Here is a 22,373-nt window from a genome sequence, read left to right on the forward strand (position 1 = left end):
TGTATATAGCGCAGACATTGTTCAAGCTATTAGTATATATTTAAGCATAAATTATTGAGTTACTTTACCCGTCTGCTGCGACGCCCGCAAGTAAGGATTGTAACGCTTGTCCAGGATGATCAGTTTTCATAAATTGCTCACCGATTAAAAAGTGCTGAATATCATTACTTAGCATAAGGCGAATATCATCACTGCTATGAATACCACTCTCGGTCACGATAAGTGGTTTTTGTTCAGCGCTATCAGTAGCGAGTGCGTCGTTTAAAATATTCTTAAGATCAAGCGTGGTTTGCAGGTCCACATCGAAGGTATTTAAATCACGGTTATTGATACCGTAGATATTGTGCTCTGAGCGTGGCAACTGTAGCGCACGCTCAAGCTCAGATTGGGTATGCACTTCTATTAATACGTCCATACCAAGCTCAATACTAAGTGCATGTAGCTCTTGTACTTGCGCATCATCTAGGCAAGCCATAATGAGGAGGATGCAGTCAGCGCCCATTAGGTAAGATTGATAGATTTGATAGACATCAATCATAAAGTCTTTACGTAATATCGGTAAGCTTGAGGTATTAGCTGCTTGAATAAGATAGATGTCATCGCCCTGAAAGTAATCACGATCGGTCAATACAGACAGACAACTAGCGCCCGCTTGCTCATACTGCTGCGCAAATAGAGCAGGGGTAAAGTTATGATTGATAATGCCTTTAGACGGCGAGGCTTTTTTAATCTCAGCAATGATACCGATACCATTTTCTTTAGTGCCAGCAGCACGTAATGCCGCGGCAAAACCTCGACGCGGTTTATCATCAGCTGCGACCTGTGCTTTCAAGTCCTCTAGAGACAATGCTTCGCGAGCGGCTTTTACTTCTTCTACTTTGGTGGCGACAATGCGCTGTAGCACTGACGGTATGTCTGAATGGGTTGTGGTCATACTGGTATCCGAATATCGTTAAATGTAAATATAGTCAGAAAACTATTAATAACTACTAAGCGGCTACGGCGTTTCCCTTCCTAGATGTACGATTTGTACAATCTATGGTTGGCTGCCTTGTATCCGTTTTAGATTTCTTTGACTATAGACAGTAGATGAGTGCTTATAAGTTAACCTTGAGCGACTAGCTGCTGGGTATAGTTGGCCAAAGACTCAAGTTTGAGTAAAGCATCGCCATTTTGAATGATTTTTTGTGCTCGGCTAACACCGTTAGGGTAGTTGCTGGCAAGTCCTGCAGTATATATCGCGGCACCTGCATTTAGCGCAATCATGTCACGTGCTTTAAGTACGGCACGGTCATGAGTGTCGGCTCCAGATAGCGCAGCACGAATCAACTCAAGGCTTTGTGCTGGAGAGTCGACATCGAGGCCAATAAGAGTTTGTGACTCGATACCCGCATCTTCTGGCATCATGTCATAGACTGATATCTCGCCATCTTTTAGCTCAGCGACTGTGGTCGAAGTCGCAAGACTGATTTCATCAAGACCATCTTTTGCGCCTACTACCATGACATGACGTGCGCCTAAGTTTTTCATCACCTTAGCAATCGGCTCACATAACTGCGCGGTAAACACACCGATGACTAAGTTTGGCGTGCCAGCAGGGTTGGTCAATGGGCCCAAAATATTAAAGATGGTACGTGCTTTTAATTCACGGCGTACAGGGTTGGCATAACTCATGGCGCTGTGATGATTGGGTGCAAATAAAAACCCGATACCTTGGTTTTCGATACAGTCTTTTGCTTGCTCTGGCGTGAGCGCAAGACTGATACCTGCTTGCTCAAGTAAGTCTGAGCTACCAGATTTGGTTGAGACGCCGCGATTGCCGTGCTTAGCAACTTGTGCACCAGCTGCCGCAACAACCAATGCCGATGCAGTCGAGACATTGAACAGATTAGCACCATCACCGCCAGTACCAACGATATCTACCAAGTAATCACAGTTCTTTGGTTCAATATTGGCGGCTAGTGCACGCATGGCACTGGCAGATGCAGTAATCTCGTCGATGGATTCGCCCTTCATACGTAATCCCGTCAAGATAGCGCCCATCATAGCGTCGCTACATCTACCTTGCATGATGATGAGCATCACTTGATACATCTCATCAAAGGTTAAATCGATGTGTTGAAATATTCTACCCAAAGCTGTGGTTAACAGTTGATGTGTTTGCTCATCAGACAATTCTGCAATACTCTCTGGCGTATGCGTTTCTTCTATTTTTGTCGTACTCATTGTAGTCTCACTTACTATTATTTTTTATATGCATCTGTGTGAAATTTGGCATGGGTTTATGAAAGCGGTATTTTTTACCGACGTGCTTTTAGTCAAATCTAGCCAACTTGTGGTAGCTCATCGGATGTTAGAGTAGACAAGCCATGAGTCTGTAAAAAGTTATTGAGCAATTGATAACCTGCTTCGCTCAATATCGACTCAGGATGGAACTGGACGCCTTCTACAGCCAGCTCCTTATGGCGAATACCCATGATTTCCTCAATACTACCATCAGCATTCTGTGTCCATGCGGTGAGTTCAAGGCAGTCTGGCAAGCTTGTCTTATCAATGACGAGTGAATGATAGCGCGTAACCTGTGACGGGTTGGGTAATCTAGCAAATACACCTTGCTCGTTGTGATAGATAGCGGATAAGCGGCCATGCATGACTTCGCCAGCTTTGACCACTTGACCGCCAAAGGCTTGACCGATAGCTTGATGACCCAAGCAAATACCCAGTATAGGAATAATTCCTTTAAATGTCTCAATGGCTTGCAGCGAAATACCTGCACGGTCAGGATCGCACGGACCTGGGCCAATCACAATCACATCAGGTGCAAGGGTTTTAATCTGCTCAATGCTGACCTGATCATTACGCCAGACAGTGATGTCCTGCTTTAGCTCACCGAAGTACTGTACGATATTGTACGTAAAGCTATCGTAATTATCGATCATCAAAATCATTAAGGCTTCAACTTATCAGTTTTATTATATTTTTAACATGAAATTTGTTCTCACTGTTATCGAGTCACTTGATTGCCGAACACAAGCAGCTCTGACTATAACAGAGGAGGTTATTGCGCGCGGTTATCTTACCACTATTTTGTTTTCTATCAAATGTAGGGTACGGGCTATCTAAGTAAGCACCAAGTAAAAACATATTTTTTATTATTTTTTTGACGCATAAAATAATGTAGTCAGAGACAATGTTATACATTCAGCTATTAACATTGCACTATAAAATAGCATTTCAATAATAAATATATTTGTATTTGCACCAATTAAGTGCCTTTGGTTCTCAACTGGTGCTCTAATTAAGTGCTATTCTAAAAATTAATTTGATGGGAATTAATGAATATATAACGATATTAATCGTATAAATCACTGTAAATATTGATAATTAAATCTATCTATAACTATATCTGTTATCAGAGTGGCAATACATTGGCATAGCCTTTGCATTATTGCTGTTATAATTATTTTTAAAGCCAAGAAATTGGTCTAAAAATAATTATTAACAAGAGCCCGAAGAGTTCAGCATTATGAGTTGTATATTGCTAGAATGTCGTTAGGATTGAATTGGCGTATGTTAGACCATGTGCACAAATATTGGTCTGATTAAGTAAACGCTTTAGATGAGCATCTTGACTAATACGCAAAATAGTGCTGATAATAAGCATAATATCGAATGCGCTGTTTTAGTATTGAGAGCACATCTGACATTCTTGGACAAGAACATCATATTAATAATTTTAAATCGCAATTACGTGATCAACACAACGGAGACTATTCATGTCGAATAAACTATTAGATCTTATCCAATCCTCTAATGCTAAATGGGTTGATTTTCGCTTTACTGATACACGCGGCAAAGAGCAGCACATCAGCTTCCCAGCGCATACCGTTGATGAAGATGTCATGGAAGACGGCAAAATGTTTGATGGCTCATCAATCGCTGGTTGGAAAGGTATCGAAGCGTCAGATATGATCTTGCGTCCTGATCCAGAAACTGCTTTTGTTGACCCGTTCTTTGACGCGGTGACTGTGGTAGTGACTTGCGATATCATCGAGCCATCAACGCTACAAGGTTATGACCGTGACCCACGTTCTATCGCACGTCGCGCTGAAGAGTATTTAAAGTCTACTGGTATCGGTGATACTGCTTATTTCGGTCCAGAGCCTGAATTCTTTGTATTTGACGATGTTAAATGGTCAGTCGATATGTCTGGCGTTAGTCATAAGATCACGGCTGAAGAAGCAGCATGGTCGACTAACGAGACTTACGAGTGGGGCAACATGGCGCATCGCCCACGTGTGAAAGGCGGCTATTTCCCAGTACCACCGATCGATAGCTCACATGACATGCGTGCTGTTATGTGTGAACGCATAGAAGAAATCGTTGGTGAAGGTTCGGTTGAAGTTCATCACCATGAAGTGGCTTCTTGCCAGTCTGAAATCGGTGTTGCATTCAACACGATGGTACGTAAAGCGGATGAAGTTCAGCAATTGAAATATGTTGTTCATAACGTTGCGCATCAGTTTGGCAAAACAGCGACCTTTATGCCTAAGCCAATCGTTGGTGATAACGGTTCAGGTATGCACGTACATATGTCAATCTCAAAAGACGGTGTAAACACATTCTCTGGTGATGAGTATGCTGGTCTGTCTGAAACAGCATTGTATTTCATTGGCGGTATTATCAAGCATGCTCGTGCGTTGAACGCGATTACTAACCCATCAACGAACAGCTATAAGCGCCTAGTACCACATTATGAAGCGCCTATCAAACTTGCTTATTCAGCATCTAACCGTTCAGCATCTATCCGTATTCCACACGTAAGCAGTCCGAAAGCGGTACGTGTAGAAGCACGTTTCCCTGATCCAACGGCTAACCCATACCTAGCGTTTGCTGCATTGTTGATGGCCGGCCTTGACGGTATCCAAAACAAAATGCATCCAGGCGAAGCTGCGGACAAAAACTTGTATGACTTGCCACCAGAAGAAGAAGCACAAATCCCAACGGTTGCAGAGAGCTTAGACGTTGCACTACAAGCACTGCGTGACGATCATGACTTCTTATTAAAAGGTGATGTCTTCACTGAAGACATGCTAGAAGCGTTTATTGCTTTGAAAGAAGAAGAAGTACAACGTTTGAACGTAACTGTACACCCTGTCGAATTTGACATGTACTACAGCTGCTAATTAGTCGCTAAAACACTCATTTATTTTGAGTCATAAAAACCAGCTAAGTTATTCTTAGCTGGTTTTTTTATGTCTTTTTATAGAGGTAAAATCGTTATGAAGCGTTTTTCTTTAACATTACTACTGAATTCATATCGAGGACTACTGATTTCACTGCAAAAGTATCGCATAATGATAGATACTCAATTTTTAGTAATAGACATCAATTAGGCTGACTGACTATGGCATTATTATCAAAACCTTCTTTTTTGAAAAGCAGTGTAAAGGTAGGACTTCTGACCATTGCTACCAGTCTTTGTATGCCGCTTACACATGCTGCACCTATCTATAAAGTTATTGACGAGCAAACCGGTCAAGTGACCTTTACCGATCGTCCGCAGAGTTATGAGCAGCAAACTGGCAAACAAATCAGTCAAATAGCCATCACAACAGGTAATGAGACGAATAGCTCAGGAGTTGCTAATACAGCGAGTAGCAGTGCAACAAATGGTTCTGATGTCATCACTCAACCAGTTGCGGCGACACAAACACTAAATGCACCTGCCACTGCTACGACGACTGCGACAGTGAAAGCACCAGTAAGCTATCAATTAACGATTGCTGAACCTAGCGAAGAAAGAGCTTATCGTCGTCCGGTACAGAATATCGATGTTAATGTACAGATTCGGCCTGCGTTACAGGTAGGGGATAGTGCCCGTATTTATTTTGATGACAAAGAGGTTGCACAAGGTTTAAGCGCATCTATTGCTACTGTTGATGTTTTGCCAGGTGCTCATACAATCAAGGCTGTTATACAAAGCGAAACTGGCCAAACACTTGAGCAAATCACACGTACCGTATACGTGATTCAAAACACGACCACATTGCAAGACAACAAAAGAAAGGCAGAGCAGCTGTTGGCTTATCAAAAGCTAGCTTGGTATCAAAAATTGATGCTAAAGCTGCGCCAACAGGAAGTTGCTCAGTCACAATAATGGTCTCAATAATGATTGAATGTAATGAATAGATATCGCTAGCAAAATAAAAAGGCAAGCACCGTTAACGATGCTTGCCTTTTTTAATGTAAATCACTTATTTTATTTTAACTATAAGCTGTCTTATTTAGTTAACTCGATGGTACCGTTAGCAGTCACAGAAATAGTGCTATTACCAGACTCAAAGCTTTGGCTTGGTACTGACTCGTCTGCCATTCCTGATTTCATGCTCATAGCGCTATACATTGGACGTGGATAGTTGCTACCTGTGTTTAGGTTAACATTGACGACGCGGTAGCCACGAGCATCCCAAGCGCGGGTAAGGCTCTTAGCTTGCTGCTGAAAAGCGCGAGAGGCTTCGGTCATTAGCTTTTGCTCTAGCGCATCTTTTTTGGTATCTGATACACCAAAGTTAAGATTGTCCATCACTAAGGTTTCTTGCAAATCGGCAATTAGTTGGCTAGTTGCTGAAAAGTCTGTACTTTTTAAGTCTATGTTTGCTTGACCTGTCCAGCCGATGATTTTATCGTTTTTGTCGTAGCGTGGATAGGTGCGCTGTTGCCCTGTGCTCACGGTCACGCTAGGGTAGCGCTTAGCGATTTTCATGGCATTGTTGACTGACGTATTGAGCATTGTGGCTAGGGTCTTAGAGTCAGTTGCTTGTGCTTTTTTGTACAAGCTGGCGCGTACTTCGTCGTTCTGAATCTCTTCTTTTATTTCTGTCTGAAACGTCAGTTGATCATAGCCTGTTGGCTCTGCATGGGCGCTACCCATCATCGCTGTCATGAGACAAACCGTACCAGAAGCTAGTGCTGCTTTATTCAATAAAGTATTTTTCATTATTATCTCCTAAGTTGATTCTAATAATATATAAATGACAATTATCAATGCTCATTTATACATGAAAAGTTGTCCCTATTGTTCTCTAGAAATCGACATGGGTACAACTTCATTCACTAAAATAGCAAAATTCATATAAGTTGCTGTGAGAATTTTGTGACCTAAGTTGCTGATATAATTTATGCTCATATATTGCTGACATAAGCTAATGAACTAAATGACAGTACTATTTAGGGTCTAAAGCAAACAGTTTTAAGATAGGGGTTGTAAAATTAAAAATTTCTTGTATAATTTGCGACTGGTGGCTCCATTGGTAGCCTCGCAACATTGTTCTATGAATCCCGCCAGGACCGGAAGGTAGCAACGGTAATAGTTATAGTGTGTGCCGAGGATGTGCTTTTGGAGTCGCTTTTTTTTGCCTAAAATTTGATAATTATATCAATAAAGTACAAAAAACCTATTTGTGATGTATGAAGCCCTTCATTGTAAAGGGCTTTTTTTTGGTCAAAATTTCGTCTGATCGTTATCTATTTGCTTATGGAGTTTCCAATTTAATTTCCTGTTCGATTTCCTTTGTAGTTCTTATCTAGTTCTAAGGTTTTATTGATTAATATGAGTTAAAATACAATGTATTAACTTTTTATTAACATTCTAGACACCTTGGAGTTTGATTATGAAGATGTTTGTTTGGCTATTCATTGCATTTTTGGTGTTGGTGGTCGTATTTGGGGTATCCATTTTTAATAGATTGGTACGCGCACGTAACCAAGCAAAGAACGGCTTTGCTCAAATAGATGTGCAACTAAAGCGTCGTCATGATCTGATTCCAAACTTGGTCGAAACTGCCAAGCGTTATTTGAGTCATGAAGAAGAAACACTCACTCGCGTCATTAGCGCGCGTAATCATGCTCAAGATCTACAAGACTCTAATAAGCATCAGCCAGACTCGCTAGAGCATATGGCACTGTTTGCAAAAGCAGAAGGTATGTTGTCTAAAGCGTTGAGTCAGTTCTCTGCTGTCGTCGAAGCCTACCCAGAGCTAAAAGCCGATAGTATGATCAAAGAGCTCATGGACGAACTAACCAATACGGAAAATCGCATCGGGTTTGCGCGTCAACATTATAATGACAGCGTGATGTTTTATAATAATGATCGCGAAGTCTTTCCTAATAACCTCGTTAGTACGACGTTTGGCTTTCGTCCACTCAGTCCGTTGGTATTCGAAGACAGAGAAGCGATTGCTCAGGCACCGATTGTCAATATGGGCTAAGGTTTAGATAATTTTGGCGAACTCTAGGCAGCCTAATCTGATGGATTTTTTTGGTGAACAGCGGATACGTACGCGGCGCAGTCTATTACTTTATGGACTGTTTTTCCTGATTGTACTTGCTCATATGGCAGTGGGACTGGCTGTCATGTCTATACTGCTGACAGTATTTACAGGCGGTATATACTACTGGGTATTGGTTCTGGTCATTGTCTTGACGTTAGGCAGTTTCGTTGGTGGTAGTTTTTTAGAGTATCGACGCCTGCGAGCAGGTGGCCGCGCTATTGCTCAGCGAGTAGGGGCGGTTAGGCTATTCATTGATAACAGCCAAGAAGCATGGGAGCACAGTCAAGGAGTCGCTCATCAACACGAAGCTGAAGAAAAGGTTCGCTATAGTTCACGTCATATAGCAGTACGTGACGAGCGCGATTTTCCGCCCGTTTATCGTCGCTACTATGAAATCGCTCAACAACTGGCCATTGCGGCAGGTTTGCAAACCCCTATTTTGTACGTGCTACCTGACGAGCAGGGTATCAACGGTTTCGTCGCTGGTCGCCATAGCTCAGATATGGTACTCGTCGTTACTCAAGGTGCGTTAGATAAACTGTCTGATGAGGCGCTATACGGACTCATTGGTCATGAATATGGTCATATATTGCACGGCGATGCTACGTTCAATCTACAGCTGATGGTGGTATTGGCAGGCTTGCAGATACTGTATGACTGGAGTGACCCAATCTCCAATCATATCTCTAATCGTCTCTCTAATTATAGTCACTTTGATAGCGATAGCCTCTCCCAAAAATCTTTATCACAGAGACAGGTTGATAAATTGGCACGTAACACAGAAGCGCAAACAGCGAATTTTACCACGCACAGTGAATGGGTCGCCTACTGGCAGCAGCAATCACAACAACAGCAGTCCTCAGCCAAGCGTCAGTCTAAATGGGTGCAAACGCCACCTATAATAGATCGTCAAGCCCCGCGTAGTGTCTGGACATTGCTACTGCATGGTTTAAGCTTCTCTAGTATGGCAAGCGCGCAGTTGATTAAGCACAGTTTTAATCGTGAGCGTGAGCTACTTGCTGATGCCACCAGTGTTCAATTGACACGTACACCTGCGATTATCGAAACCTTAAAAGCCATTCATCAAGACTCGCTCGGCTCGCGTTTGTCTGGTATCGCCGATATCAATGGACTCAGCCATTTTTTCTTTGCTAGTAGTGGTGCAGACTTGGGTGATGTATCGTGGTTTGCCACCCATCCAAGCTTGACTGAGCGTATGAGCGCTATTAATGCGGATGCTTATCATCAATTCGCGGTACAAGTCGCCAAAGAAAAGCGAATAAATCAGCAAAAGGTCAAAGAAATATATAGGCAACGACGCTTAGGTGATTGGGGAGCAACAAAAGAAAATAGCCTAAGTGAAGATTTACCAGACAAAAACTTGCAGCAGTCGTCGTTACTTGGATCTCAAACAGCTGCAACGATTAATACAGGTGACACTAAACAGATAAGTGATGGAAAAGTTCTTGCTGAGTCTATAAGCGAAAATCGTAATAAAGATAATGGCGAATCAGAGATTGATGACGGTTTAGAGTTTGCCGTAGAAGCTGATGTCGTGGTCGATGGGAGGCTTCAAGTACAGGCCAAAGACGTTGGCGTTCACCAGCTATTAAAACCGTGGCAGTCCAAACCTGACGCTGACCTACCAGAAAACACATTAATTGGATTTAATGATATTAAAAAGGTATCACTACCTCAGTATATACTCAATCATAGTCATCATCCTTTAGGTGCGCTAGCATTAGTCGAAGCTGTCTTGCTTTGTCATCAGCATCAACCATTATCAACGACTGTCATGTATAGTTTGAATGATATTTGGAATGACGGGCTCTTTGTTGCGACTGACTCGACTTCCTATGAGCAAGTATTGCCACATAAGATAGATACTAAGCTGGTGACAGTAGTAGCCAGTTTGGACAGGCGTTTAGACAGCGCTTTGATTGAGCTCGCCTTAAATCAATTGCATCAAAAGAATTTATCTGAACTATGTATCGAAGATCTGAAGCTCAAAAGTAAAGACGATCATAGTCACGACAGTCATCAGTACTATAAAAAACAAGAGAAATGCCGTACGATGTTGTTGCGTTATCAGCAGGGCATATTTGAGTTATTTAACCAACAGCTGACATCTGACTTAACCAAAAGCTTAGCTTCTGATTCGTCAGATCAAAATATATCTAGTGATAACTCCAATGCTATGGCTCTGAATAACCCATTAGCTTTAGCAAATCAAAAATCGCCAATATTATCATTATGGCAAGCGCTATATTTGCAGCAGTTACTACCGATATTGTCTAAAGTTTTACAAGATACAGACGCGCAGTCTCTATGGCCGCAAATACTGAAGACTGGTATGGAAGACGTAAGGGCGCAACTAGATCCTTCAAGTCAGGTGTTTACAGGACTTAGTAAATCAGAAGTATCAGTTGTTGTCTTATTGGCTTATCGACTATCAAAAGATGCCAAAGGCCAGATGATCTCAATGTATGATCGATCGTTATTGAGTGAGGGTACTGACAGTGTGGCGCATTATATTGTAGATTTGAGACGGCATGCGCGCTTGATTGATATTGATCTTGTGACAGTAAGCGATGTCAATTTGCAGTGGTTATTATTGACCGCACAGCACTTGAATAGCATTCAGTTATTGGCGATTATTTCTGCGGTTACTGTCTCTGCCAATCACACTCTCAAGCGCGTGGTAGGTGCTCAGAATGCTGATAATTATCGAGAGAAGCAACAGGACGGTAGCCAAATAGATTATAATGAAAGAGAGATGAGCCAGCCGACTCATAATGAGTATCGACAATGGCTAAGTACGTTGCATACGGTGATGTTACACGATACGATAATCAGCCAAGATGAATACGATTGTTTGTTGTCAATATCAGAGCGTTGGCTCGGTATTCGACAGCTGTTTTGATGGGTATGGTATTTAGTACTTAATTGATAGTACGACCCATGCTTAATGAGAGCTGCCAAAATAATAAACATATCTATAAATGATATAAACAAAATGAGTAGGATAGTAGAGTCGAATGAGTGATACCCAAGACCCACTAACTGTATTACAGCGCCGTGTGCAGCAACGCCAAATTCTAGCGATGATGGGTATCAATCAGTGGGTACAACCTGAGTCAGAAGCCATCAATATAGCTGACATTGCGACAGCTTCGGTTGAGCAGTCACATATTGACGCTACTGACATTGAGTCTAATAACAATGAGGTAGCGAGCGCTAGAATTGTAGGTACAGTTGATCAACCGTCTGATGGTTATGATATCAATGATTACAATGCTAACGGCTATGTTGCCGATGAGTATGATACTGATTTGCAAGCTACCACTGAGCAGACGGCTAGCGAGCAAAGCCCTGTTACTTATAGCTTTGATTCCGTTGATTCGAATACTGTTAGTTCAAGTGCTGCTAGTTCAGATGCTGTTAGCTCAAGTGCTGGATCTAACTATCATGACATCCTAAGTACTGCATCGAACCAAACTGCTGTAACCTCGACTAATGCGCAAATTGAGCAACCTCAATTTGCGCAGAGTAATTTTCCACAAAGTAATAACGATGACAACATAAATGATGATAGCTTAAAAAAAGTAGCACCATTTGACCTGAAAGGTGGGCGCTATGGTGACTGGGTAATATTGGTTGATATCAAAGCGCTAAATAGTGACAGTCAAAAACTATGGCAAAACATCACTCAAGCGCTATCAATCACTTGTGAGACCACCTCCTTTCCGATTTGCGACGGTATGGATACTGCTGAGCTTGCCAATGCCAGTCTTGCAGGATATATCTTTCGAATTGGCCGGAGTGAAGAGATAAAAGTTGCTGCACTGACAGCGCTGCCTAACGGCCTCCAACATCCCAATCTGACCACTGTGCCGAAATTAGAAGAAATGCTCGCAGACAGTGATGCTAAACGTCAGCTATGGGAGCAGATATCTCATTGAGTTGTATAAAAACTAACATCAATACCAATGCCTTTATCAACAAACTGAAATAAAAAACATCCTTTTATTTCATCATACCTAGGACTGTGATTATGCCTACAACCCCAACGTCTACAGCAACTGCCACACCGCATCGCCTGCCAAATTTTTGTGCTGGTCCTGCTACTATGCCAACAGCCGTATTAGAGCGCGCGCAGAGCGAACTGCTTGATTGGCAAGGTCGCGGCCTATCGGTCATGGAAGTCAGCCATCGTAGTAAAGAGTATATGGCCATTACTGACAAAGCAGAAGCTAAGCTACGCACGCTTATGGAAATACCAGATAACTATAAAGTGCTGTTTTTGCAAGGTGGCGCAAGTTTGCAGTTTTCTGCGATTCCATTGAACCTGTTAAATGGTGGACGCGGTGACTATTTGACGACAGGCGCATGGTCAGGCAAAGCGATCAAAGAAGCCAAGCGCTATGAAGCGTTGGGTTTGGGCGAGATTAACCTAGTTGCAACTGGTAAAGAGAATAACTTTACTGACGTACCAGCGCAAAGCGATTGGAATATCAGTGAAGACGCCGCTTATTTTCATTACTGTGCCAATGAAACAATTCATGGTCTACAGATATTTGAGCCACCACAAGTAGATGCGCCAATCATTGCTGATATGTCATCTTGTATCTTGTCACAGCCGATAGACGTGTCTAAATTTGGCATGATCTACGCGGGCGCACAGAAAAATATTGGTCCTGCAGGTCTGGTCATTGTCATTATCCGTGAGGATTTGATGGGGCAAGCTAGCGAATGGTGTCCTATGCTGCTGAACTATGAGCATCAAGCTGATAAAGAGTCTATGTCTAACACGCCAGCGACGTACTCTTGGTACTTAGCAGGGCTAGTGTTTGATTGGTTGGAAGAGCAGGGCGGTGTGGCTGCTATCGGTAAAATCAATCAGAAAAAAGCAGATCTACTCTATAAAACGATTGATGACAGTCATTTTTATAACAACCCAGTCGCCTCTGAGTACCGTTCTATCATGAATGTACCGTTTACCTTAGCTGACAGCAGTTTGGACAAGGTGTTCTTAGAAGAGTCAGAAAAGGCCGGATTGCTCAATTTAAAAGGGCATCGTGACGTAGGTGGTATGCGCGCCAGTATCTACAATGCCGTACCGCTTGAGTGGGTACAGCAATTGGTTGATTTTATGATTGCGTTTGAAAACAAGCATGGTTAAGACCGCTCATCGCGACTGACTTTTTGGTACGCACATCAAAAAAAGGCGCAACTGCTGACGGTTGCGCCTTTTTTATACGACGATTCATAAATATGTAGTTGTGAGTATCCATCACGCTGATACGGAATGCGAATGACAAATTAAGCATTTTCATTAAACGATGGGCACGGCAAACCATTAGGTGAAAAAACCTAAGTTTGTTATGATAAAATTTTGCTATAACGCTGTTTTGCTGTCAGGCTTTACGTTTTGATATTTATATTGGTTAGCATAGAGGTTTATTATAACGTCATGATAATAAAAAACGCCCTGTTAAAAGCTGTATTGCTAACCATCACCGTCAGTTTGATACCGAGCAGTATCGCTGCACCTATCACGACGACCGCGCTTGGTCACAATAGTCCTACTAAGTACATCGATGCACCTTACTTACCTTATGCCAATCCAAAAGCGCCATCAGGAGGTACGCTATCTCTAGATGCTCGCGGTACGTTTAATAGCGCCAATAAATGGATGACCACAGGCGTCGCGATGATTGGCACAGACTATCTGTATGATACTTTGATGACTGGCTCATTAAATGAAGCATTTACCATGTATCCACAGCTGGCAAGTAAAGTGACATATGATCCAGATGATACCAGCTGGATTATCTATCATCTCAATCCTAATGCTCGTTTTTGGGATGGGTCGGGTGTGACCAGTCGCGATGTAAAAGCGACTTTTGAGGCGATATTGAACAAAGGCCCCATGTATATTCGCAGTTATCTTAGCGATATCAAAGACATTCAAATCATTAATGATCAACAAGTAAAGTTTGTCTTTGCCTCTGCTGAAAACAAAGAGATTTTACTGACTGTTGGCCAGTTCCCTATATTTGCCAAGTCTTCCATTGATGCCGATTTTGAGAAAATCAGTCTGTCACCATTGATGGGTAGTGGTCCTTATAAGTTGGGACGCGTCGATGCTGGGCGTTCGGTAAGTTATATACGTGATCCCAATTATTGGGGTCGTGATTTGATGGTCAATCGTGGCCGCTACAACTTTGATATGATCAAGTTTGTTTATTATCAAAGTGATGAGATTGCCTTTGAGGGTTTTAAATCTGGTCAATACCGTTTTCGCCCCGAAAATAAAGCATCGAACTGGGTAACTGGGTATAATTTCCCTGCCGTAAAAGCAGGGCTTATCCAAAAAGAGACGATAACCAGTCAAAATCCAGTACCGATGCAAGCGTTGGTGATGAATTTGCGTCGCCCAATCTTTCAAGATATCAAAGTTCGCCAAGCACTGACAGCTGCTTATGATTTTGAATGGATGAATAAAACCTTATTTCATGGGCAATATGAGCGCTTGCAGAGCTTCTTTCATGGTTCAGAGCTCGCTGCAACGGGTACGCCATCTGATGCAGAGATGCAGGTATTGACGCCTTTATTGTCTGAGCTTGAACTGACTCAGCGTGAAGCAACATTAGCAGAATGGCAGTTACCCACCAGCGATGGTAATGGTTTTAATCGTCAAGGATTATTAGAAGCGCGCCAGCTTCTATTAGAGGCTGGGTTTTATTATGAGGATATGAAACTATATCAACTTGATGGATCGCTTGCTCAGATTGAGATTTTGATGACAGGCGAGACCATGGGCCGTGTCTTGTTGCCTTATATTCGCAATCTAAAACGCTTGGGATTTGATGCAACATTGCGCCAAGTCGATGGGCCACAATATTATGAGCGTATGCGCCGTTTTGATTATGATATGGTCGTGGACGTGTTTGCTCAAAGTCTATCTCCTGGTGCTGAGCAAGCGGCATTTTGGGGTAGCGCTGCTGCTGACGAGCCGGGTAATCATAACAGTGCTGGTATCAAGAATGCAGCCGTCGATAAGGTCGTTGCTGCCCTTGGTAATGCTAAAAATCGTGACGAGATCGTACTGTATACGCAGGTGCTAGATCGGTTGTTACGCGCAGGGCATTATGTCGTACCGCTATACGGCAAATCTGGCACCAATGTCGCCTATTGGGATCAGTATCGCCATACTGAAAAACTACCGACCAATGCTGTTGGTATCGATTACTGGTGGGTGGATAAAGAGGCAGAAGGGCGTATCAATAAATATTTAAAACAATAAACAGTATTTACTATAAAGTTTGACCCGATAACAACGGACAGCTGAGCCTATATGATATTGCTATCAAATAACAGTTAGATTAGGGCGTGTCCTCATTTTAAAAATGGTGATAAAAATGAGATAAATTGCCGTCAAACGAGGAAAATAGTGCAGATAATATCGAGATATTGACCAACTATTTGACGATGTTTGGCAAAATTTAGCTATTTTTAGCCCATTTAGAGGACACTCGTTTGAATTGAGGACACGCCCTAGATAACTCAAAATAACACGTAACAAAAATAACTACCGGTAAGGATTTAATATGAGTATTCGTATTCACCCAATCAAAGCATTTAGCGATAACTATATCTGGACATTGATTAATGAAAATAATAAGCAGGCGATTGTCATTGATCCAGGTCAAGCCCAGCCGGTCATTGATTATCTAGAGACGCATGAGCTCGAACTAACATCGATTTGGACGACTCACCATCATCATGATCATATCGGCGGCGTCGCAGAGTTGCAAGAATCGTATCCGATGACTCATCTGGTTGCGCATAGTGAGCATGGCGTCGATGAAGATCAAACTATCAAAGACGGTAGCACGGTGAGCGCATGGGGCTGCTCTGCGCAAGTCTGGGATGTATCAGGGCATACCGCTAGCCATATGGCCTATATTTTGGATATCGATGGGCAAAAGCATTGTTTCTGCGGTGATACGTTGTTTAGTGCAGGTTGTGGACGTGTGTTTACTGGTACGATTGAGCAACTGCATGAGAGCTTTAAGCGTTTGAACGGCTTGCCTCATGAGGCGCTACTGTATCCGGCGCATGAATATACGGCCAGTAACCTACGTTTTGGTCTATCTATTGAACCTGACAATGAATCGATGCAGCAAGCCTTAGCACGAGCAGAGGTACAAACTGAACAAGGCATGGAAACGCTACCAGTGACACTAGAGCATGAGCGCACGGTAAATGTGTTTTTACGTACACAAGAGCCGAGTGTAATCGCAGGAGTCAAATCCAAAATGCCTATCGATGATGAGAAGTCGTTAACGGTATTTGCAGCGTTACGTGAGCTGAAAAACAACTTTTAAAGTAAGTTTTTAACAAATAGTTTGCTTTTAAGCACCTATTTAATACACCACAATTCGCTGCTGAACGTCATTGCTATCTCTCTTTATTTAGGAAGTCGCCATTATGGGTCGTTATATCTTAAAAAGACTACTACTGATATTGCCGACACTATTTTTGATATTGCTTGCCAATTTTGTGATCGTACAGGCGGCACCGGGCGGGCCTGTTGAGCAGCAGCTGGCACTTATTGAGCAGGGCGCAAAAGATAATGCGCTTGGCGGTAATATTGGTGCGGGCAGTGCAGGTGGCAACGACAGTACTTATCAAGGCACGCGTGGTCTCTCTGAGGAGATGGTCGCTGCGATCAATGCTCAATATGGCTTTGATAAATCCGCTCCAGAGCGATTTTGGCTCATGCTAAAGAACTACGCTCAGCTAGATTTTGGTGAGTCGTTTTTTAAAGGGCAGTCGGTGACCGATCTTATCATAGAGAAGCTGCCAGTCTCGATATCGCTTGGGCTGTGGAGTACGTTGCTCATCTATATGATCGCTATTCCGCTAGGCGTCTATAAAGCGATGCATCATGGCTCAGGCATTGATAAAGCCACTGCTATGCTGCTAGCGATCGGACATGCAATACCTGTGTTTGTCTTCGCAGTGATTTTACTGGTTTTCTTTGCAGGTGGCAGCTATTGGAATATCTTTCCATTACAGGGACTGACGTCCGAAAATTTTGATCAGCTAAGCGCGCTTGGTAAAGTAAAAGATTATTTTTGGCATTTGGCGTTACCGCTGCTGGCAAGTACTGTAGGCGGTTTTGCAGGTTTGACCTATCTGACCAAATTCAGCTTTTTAGAAGAGCTGGGCAAGCAGTATGTACTCACTGCTCGTGCTAAAGGCTTAGGTGAGCGTCAAGTGCTATACGGACATGTGTTTCGCAATGCAATGTTGATTATCATTGCAGGTATTCCAGCCGCTATCGTTGGTATCTTCTTTGCGGGTAACTTCTTGATTGAAATTATTTTTAAACTTGATGGCCTCGGTTTGCTAGGTTTTGAAGCCATTCAACAACGTGATTATCCAGTGATATTTGGCACACTATTTATCTTTACCTTAGTGGGGCTGCTACTGCAATTAATCAGTGATTTGAGCTATCACTTAATCGATCCTCGTATTGATTTTGAGGGGCGCTAATGTCAAATAATCAACCTTCATCAAAGAGCAGTCCTATTAATAGCGAACCAGATAAAGCGCCAATGCTTGAGCAGCTATCTACCACAAAAAAGCAACGATTGAACCCTATATGGCAAGCGCGTTTAAATCGCTTTCGCCAAAATCGACTTGGAGTGATATCGCTGTTTGTTTTCGCAGTGATATTTGTCATCTGCATGGCGGCTAATGTCATTGCCAATGACAAACCTTTACTGGTTCAATATCAAGGCGATTATTACTTTCCAGTATTAAAAGCTTATCCTGAAACGACGTTTGGCGGTGTATTTGAGACCGAAACCAATTATAAAGACCCTGCAGTGCAGTCGCTGATTGATGAGCAAGGTTTTTATCTAATGCCGCTTATTCCGTTTGCCGACCAGACACCGAATGTCGAGCTTGGTCTACCTTATCCAGCAGCGCCCAATGCCCAGAACTGGCTTGGCACTGATGATATGGGGCGTGATGTGCTGGCACGGATACTTTATGGAATGCGAGTGTCGTTACTGTTTGGTCTGGCCTTGACCCTTGCAGGCGCACTGATTGGGATTATCGTCGGTGCGGTACAAGGCTATTATGGCGGCTGGGTAGATCTGGCAGGGCAGCGATTTATGGAAGTATGGGGCGGTATGCCTCAGCTGTTTATGATTATTATTTTGGTCAGTCTGTTTAGTCCCAGCATTATTATGCTGTTTGCCATGATGCTGTTGTTCGGTTGGATGGGTTTGGTTGGTTTGGTACGGGCAGAGTTTTTGCGAGCCCGTAACTTTGACTATGTGCGAGCTGCACGCAATTTAGGTGTTTCGGACAGCCAAATCATGCTCAGACATATCTTACCCAATGCGTTAGCTTCTAGTTTGTCGCAGTTGCCATTTATTCTAACGGCCAATATTATCGCTTTGACTGCGCTGGATTTCTTGGGATATGGATTGCCACCTGGTTCGCCGTCTCTTGGTGAGCTAATGGTACAAGGGAAGAACAACCTTGATGCACCATGGCTTGCCTTGTCAGGATTCTTTAGTTTGACCTTTATTTTGTCATTGCTCATCTTCGTCGGCGAAGCGCTGCGTGATGCATTTGATCCGAGGCGTTCTTAATATGACTAAAAATATTGTCGCCACTAAGCACAGCAATGCGCCAAATGAAAGTCTTCATCGTGCACAAGATAAGCTCATGCTAACTGTAGATAGATTAACTATCACGACGACTACAGGCATCCAGTTGGTCGATGCGCTGTCTTATGAGTTAAGACAAGGGCAAACCTTGGCCATCGTTGGTGAGTCAGGCTCTGGCAAGTCAATTGCCAGTCTTGCGCTACTAGGGCTGTTACCAGATAGCCTCACCGTTACTGGTGAGGTGCGGCTTGCAAGTACAACAGGCATGTCGACCTTGTCCATAGCGAATGATAAGGCGCGTAATGCCGCATTACGTGCTATTCGTGGACAGCGTATCGGTATGGTATTTCAAGAACCAATGACCGCACTAAATCCGTTGCATACGGTCGCCAAACAAATCGCTGAATCGTTGCGTCTAGTTGGCGTGCCTAAGAAGCAATGGCAAGAAACCAGCATTGCTTTGCTAAATGATGTCAATATTACAGATCCTGCTGACAAGTTGAACCGTTACCCACATGAGTTATCAGGCGGTCAGCGTCAGCGAGTAATGATTGCGATGGCATTGGCTCAGCAGCCTGATATTTTAATTGCTGATGAGCCAACGACTGCGCTCGATGTTACCTTGCAGCATGAGATTTTGGCGCTACTAGATGAGCTCAAACGCAAGCACAATATGGCGATGATATTAATCAGTCATGATCTTAATCTGGTCAAGCGCTATAGTGATGAGGTCATCGTTATGAGCCAAGGTCAAACGATTGAACAGGGTAAAACATCTTCGATATTTGATCAGCCTAAGGCCGATTATACTCGCACACTTATCAAGCAAGACTTTGGGCAAGCATTAACCATAAAAGACGATAACGCAGATAAACAATCAAGCGTATTAGAAGTGAAGCGTCTTAATATAAAGTTCCCAATTGAAAAAGGTCTGTTTGGTGGTACCAAGCGCTGGTTCGATGCGGTCAAAGGTGTCGATATGACACTGCAAAAAGGTCAGGCATTGGGTATCGTTGGAGAATCTGGCTCTGGCAAAACCACCATTGCACTGGCGCTTAGTCAACTACTGAGCAACCAAGCAGGTGTGAATGGGCAGATAGTGGTCAATGATCAAGATATCTCAGCATTGTCCAAAAAAGCGCTACGTAACTTCCGCTCGCAGATACAGATGGTATTTCAAGATCCATTTGCCAGTATTAATCCGCGTATGACGGTCATGCAAATCGTGGAAGAAGGATTGCTGGTACAAGACGTGGAAAAAGTTGCCCGTCAGCAAGCGGTGCTAGATAGTCTTGCTACGGTACATTTGCCTTTAGCATTTGCGCAGCGTTATCCGCATGAGCTGTCAGGTGGTCAGCGTCAACGCGTGGCACTGGCGCGCGCACTTATTATGAAACCCAGTCTACTTATATTGGATGAGCCTACTTCTGCGCTCGATAGTACCACACAGGTAACAGTAGTTAGTTTATTACGTGAAATCCAAGAAAGACTGCAAGTCAGCTATGTCTTTATCAGTCATGATCTCAAGGTAGTACGTGCACTGTGTCAGCATATTATGGTGTTAAAACAAGGCACTTGCGTAGAATCTGGACGTACCGAAGATCTCTTTAATCACCCACAACATATTTATACTCAGCAACTGTTAAAGGCAAGTACTGACTAGTTTAAACGACTTACTGTAGCCACTTAGATTGATCAATCAAATTAAGCGACTAAAATAAGCGGCTTGGTATAAAATTGACACATTGCAGTTCATAATAATAGCGACATATTGAAAAGAGCAGTGGTACAATAATTTTAGAGAGCTGCCCATTTTATAATGCTGTGATGCGTATCTTTATACATTCTGGCGCTCGTAAATTAGTAATATTTAACTGGCTGCCCAAAACGGTCTTTATTGCAGTTAAAATCATCATTAAAAAGGATTTTTGTGCTCATGAAAACACAAAACAGTATTACTAAATTGGTAAAGAACAACAGTTTGCAGCATGCTGGTTATTTGGCTGTGGCTAAGACTCGGGCAAAGGTATTAAAAGCAGTATCTTATGTGATACCTATCAGAAGACCGATGTTATTCGTTGGCGAGACTGCCTGTGACGAGCTATGCGATATGCTTATCAATGAAGGCAATACCAATGTGTTTATTGTCACGGATGCAGTGCTCAACAAACTGGGCATACCAGCAAAAGTTACCGATTATCTAGATGCGAAAAATATCAGTTACCACATCTATGACGGTGTTACGCCAGATCCTACTTTTAAAGTAGTTGAAGAAGGACTACGTCAGTCTATAGAGGCCAATTGTGACTCTATCGTAGCCATTGGTGGCGGCTCAGTGATCGATGCGGCCAAAATGATAGCAATGTCTCAAGGCAATAAGTGCAAGCCAAAGCAGCTAATCGGTATTCTTAAAGCAAGAAAGCCTGCAACGCCGCTATACTGCGTACCAACGACAGCTGGCACGGGTTCAGAAGCGACACTTGGTGCAGTAGTGTCTGATGACAAAACGCATCAAAAAGCATTGTCTATCGACCCAAGAATGGTACCACTAGCCGCTGCGATTGACCCAGTTATTATGAAAGGCATGCCAGCCCATATAACAGCAGATACTGGCATTGATGTATTGACCCATGCCTTAGAAGCATGGATGAGTGCCAATGCTAGCGTAGAGACAGATTACTATGCAGCCTCTGCCGTAAAATCTGTTATGCATTACCTACCACTGGCTTATAAAGACGGTGGTAATCTAAAAGCAAGAGAAGAGATGGGTATCGCCGCTCATTATGGCGGAATCGCCTTTAATAAAGCAGGTCTGGGCTATGTGCATGCTATCGCGCATCAGTTAGGCGCTTACTATAGTATTCCTCATGGTCGTGCCAATGCCATCGTGTTGCCTTATGTGCTTGACGTCAATCGTAAAGCGAGCAAAAAAAGACTGGCTGCATTGGCTAAAAGAACCGGTATGGTACAGGATGGTCAAGCAGCCAATGGTGATAGTGAGATAGCAGATCACCTTATCACGCAAGTTAGAAACTTGATTGCAGATCTAAATATTGATCCAACTGTCAATGGTATGCAAACTAGCGACTTTAATGATATCGCAAAGGCAGCAGCAAAAGAGGTCAGCGATACTTATGCCGTGCCAACTTATCTATCAGCCGCTGAAATCAAGGAAATTCTAACGAAGATTAAGCAGGCTAGTGATGAACGTGCTGACAAAGATAGCTAAAAATCTTCATAATCCTATGCTTACATTGATAACCTTACGATAAATAAAAGCCCATTACTTTTTTAAGAATGGGCTTTTTTAATGCATTGAGATAACAAAGCTTTCGTCTTATTT

At 42.9% G+C, this 22,373-nt stretch carries 16 protein-coding genes and 1 other RNA gene; 13 read left to right on the top strand and 4 right to left on the bottom strand.

What is annotated here, in order from left to right:
* Positions 1 to 64: 64 nt before the first annotated feature.
* The 3 genes from trpC to ACQKCG_RS05290 all read right to left on the bottom strand — a co-directional run bounded on the left by trpC (position 65) and on the right by ACQKCG_RS05290 (position 2,948).
* Positions 65 to 934: an indole-3-glycerol phosphate synthase TrpC gene (trpC, locus tag ACQKCG_RS05280; RefSeq protein ID WP_101204989.1), complete on the bottom strand. Its 870-nt coding sequence runs from the start codon at positions 932 to 934 to the stop codon at positions 65 to 67.
* A gap of 170 nt (positions 935 to 1,104) precedes the next feature.
* Positions 1,105 to 2,226 (bottom strand): anthranilate phosphoribosyltransferase, encoded by a 1,122-nt coding sequence (gene trpD / locus ACQKCG_RS05285; protein ID WP_101204990.1) that lies wholly within the window; start codon positions 2,224 to 2,226, stop codon positions 1,105 to 1,107.
* Positions 2,227 to 2,324: 98 nt separating this feature from the next.
* Positions 2,325 to 2,948 (bottom strand): anthranilate synthase component II, encoded by a 624-nt coding sequence (locus ACQKCG_RS05290; protein WP_101204991.1) that lies wholly within the window; start codon positions 2,946 to 2,948, stop codon positions 2,325 to 2,327.
* Between the two features lie 828 nt (positions 2,949 to 3,776).
* Between ACQKCG_RS05290 and glnA the strand changes: the two genes are divergently transcribed.
* Both glnA and ACQKCG_RS05300 read left to right on the top strand, forming a co-directional pair.
* Positions 3,777 to 5,186, top strand: a complete 1,410-nt coding sequence (glnA, locus tag ACQKCG_RS05295; RefSeq protein WP_057760355.1) for a type I glutamate--ammonia ligase — start codon at positions 3,777 to 3,779, stop codon at positions 5,184 to 5,186.
* A 221-nt stretch (positions 5,187 to 5,407) separates the two neighbouring features.
* Positions 5,408 to 6,160, top strand: coding sequence for a DUF4124 domain-containing protein (locus ACQKCG_RS05300; protein WP_101204992.1), 753 nt, complete (start codon positions 5,408 to 5,410; stop codon positions 6,158 to 6,160).
* Positions 6,161 to 6,283: 123 nt separating this feature from the next.
* Here the strand turns inward: ACQKCG_RS05300 and ACQKCG_RS05305 are convergent, their stop codons facing one another.
* Complete coding sequence (locus tag ACQKCG_RS05305) at positions 6,284 to 7,000, bottom strand: SIMPL domain-containing protein (RefSeq protein WP_101204993.1); 717 nt, start codon at positions 6,998 to 7,000, stop codon at positions 6,284 to 6,286.
* 308 nt (positions 7,001 to 7,308) lie between these two features.
* On the opposite strand from ACQKCG_RS05305, the gene ffs reads away from it, so the two are divergent.
* From ffs to ACQKCG_RS05360, 11 genes are all read left to right on the top strand, one after another.
* Positions 7,309 to 7,405, top strand: an RNA gene (ffs, locus tag ACQKCG_RS05310) — signal recognition particle sRNA small type.
* A 268-nt stretch (positions 7,406 to 7,673) separates the two neighbouring features.
* Positions 7,674 to 8,270, top strand: a complete 597-nt coding sequence (locus tag ACQKCG_RS05315; protein WP_101204994.1) for a LemA family protein — start codon at positions 7,674 to 7,676, stop codon at positions 8,268 to 8,270.
* Between the two features lie 13 nt (positions 8,271 to 8,283).
* On the top strand, positions 8,284 to 11,256 hold the full coding sequence (locus tag ACQKCG_RS05320) for a M48 family metalloprotease (RefSeq protein ID WP_227522905.1): 2,973 nt from the start codon (positions 8,284 to 8,286) through the stop codon (positions 11,254 to 11,256).
* 115 nt (positions 11,257 to 11,371) lie between these two features.
* Positions 11,372 to 12,295 carry a DNA polymerase III subunit psi gene (locus tag ACQKCG_RS05325; RefSeq protein WP_101204996.1) on the top strand — a complete coding sequence of 308 codons (924 nt, stop codon included), beginning with the start codon at positions 11,372 to 11,374 and terminating at the stop codon, positions 12,293 to 12,295.
* Between the two features lie 92 nt (positions 12,296 to 12,387).
* Positions 12,388 to 13,515, top strand: coding sequence for a 3-phosphoserine/phosphohydroxythreonine transaminase (gene serC / locus ACQKCG_RS05330; RefSeq protein ID WP_101204997.1), 1,128 nt, complete (start codon positions 12,388 to 12,390; stop codon positions 13,513 to 13,515).
* A 294-nt stretch (positions 13,516 to 13,809) separates the two neighbouring features.
* The gene (locus ACQKCG_RS05335; protein WP_101205010.1) at positions 13,810 to 15,642 is read left to right on the top strand and encodes an extracellular solute-binding protein; all 1,833 of its coding nucleotides are present in this window, start codon (positions 13,810 to 13,812) and stop codon (positions 15,640 to 15,642) included.
* 304 nt (positions 15,643 to 15,946) lie between these two features.
* Positions 15,947 to 16,726 carry a hydroxyacylglutathione hydrolase gene (gene gloB, locus ACQKCG_RS05340; protein ID WP_101204999.1) on the top strand — a complete coding sequence of 260 codons (780 nt, stop codon included), beginning with the start codon at positions 15,947 to 15,949 and terminating at the stop codon, positions 16,724 to 16,726.
* A 103-nt stretch (positions 16,727 to 16,829) separates the two neighbouring features.
* Positions 16,830 to 17,900, top strand: a complete 1,071-nt coding sequence (gene yejB, locus ACQKCG_RS05345) for a microcin C ABC transporter permease YejB (RefSeq protein ID WP_057760341.1) — start codon at positions 16,830 to 16,832, stop codon at positions 17,898 to 17,900.
* Between the two features lie 62 nt (positions 17,901 to 17,962).
* Entirely contained in the window at positions 17,963 to 19,012 is a 1,050-nt protein-coding gene (locus tag ACQKCG_RS05350) for an ABC transporter permease (RefSeq protein ID WP_101205011.1), read from the top strand.
* 1 nt (position 19,013) lies between these two features.
* Positions 19,014 to 20,693, top strand: a complete 1,680-nt coding sequence (locus ACQKCG_RS05355) for an ABC transporter ATP-binding protein (protein ID WP_227522906.1) — start codon at positions 19,014 to 19,016, stop codon at positions 20,691 to 20,693.
* A gap of 273 nt (positions 20,694 to 20,966) precedes the next feature.
* Complete coding sequence (locus ACQKCG_RS05360) at positions 20,967 to 22,259, top strand: iron-containing alcohol dehydrogenase (RefSeq protein WP_101205001.1); 1,293 nt, start codon at positions 20,967 to 20,969, stop codon at positions 22,257 to 22,259.
* The last annotated feature ends 114 nt before the right edge of the window (positions 22,260 to 22,373 follow it).

This window comes from Psychrobacter sp. NPDC078929 (assembly GCF_050267985.1).
Lineage (GTDB): Bacteria > Pseudomonadota > Gammaproteobacteria > Pseudomonadales > Moraxellaceae > Psychrobacter.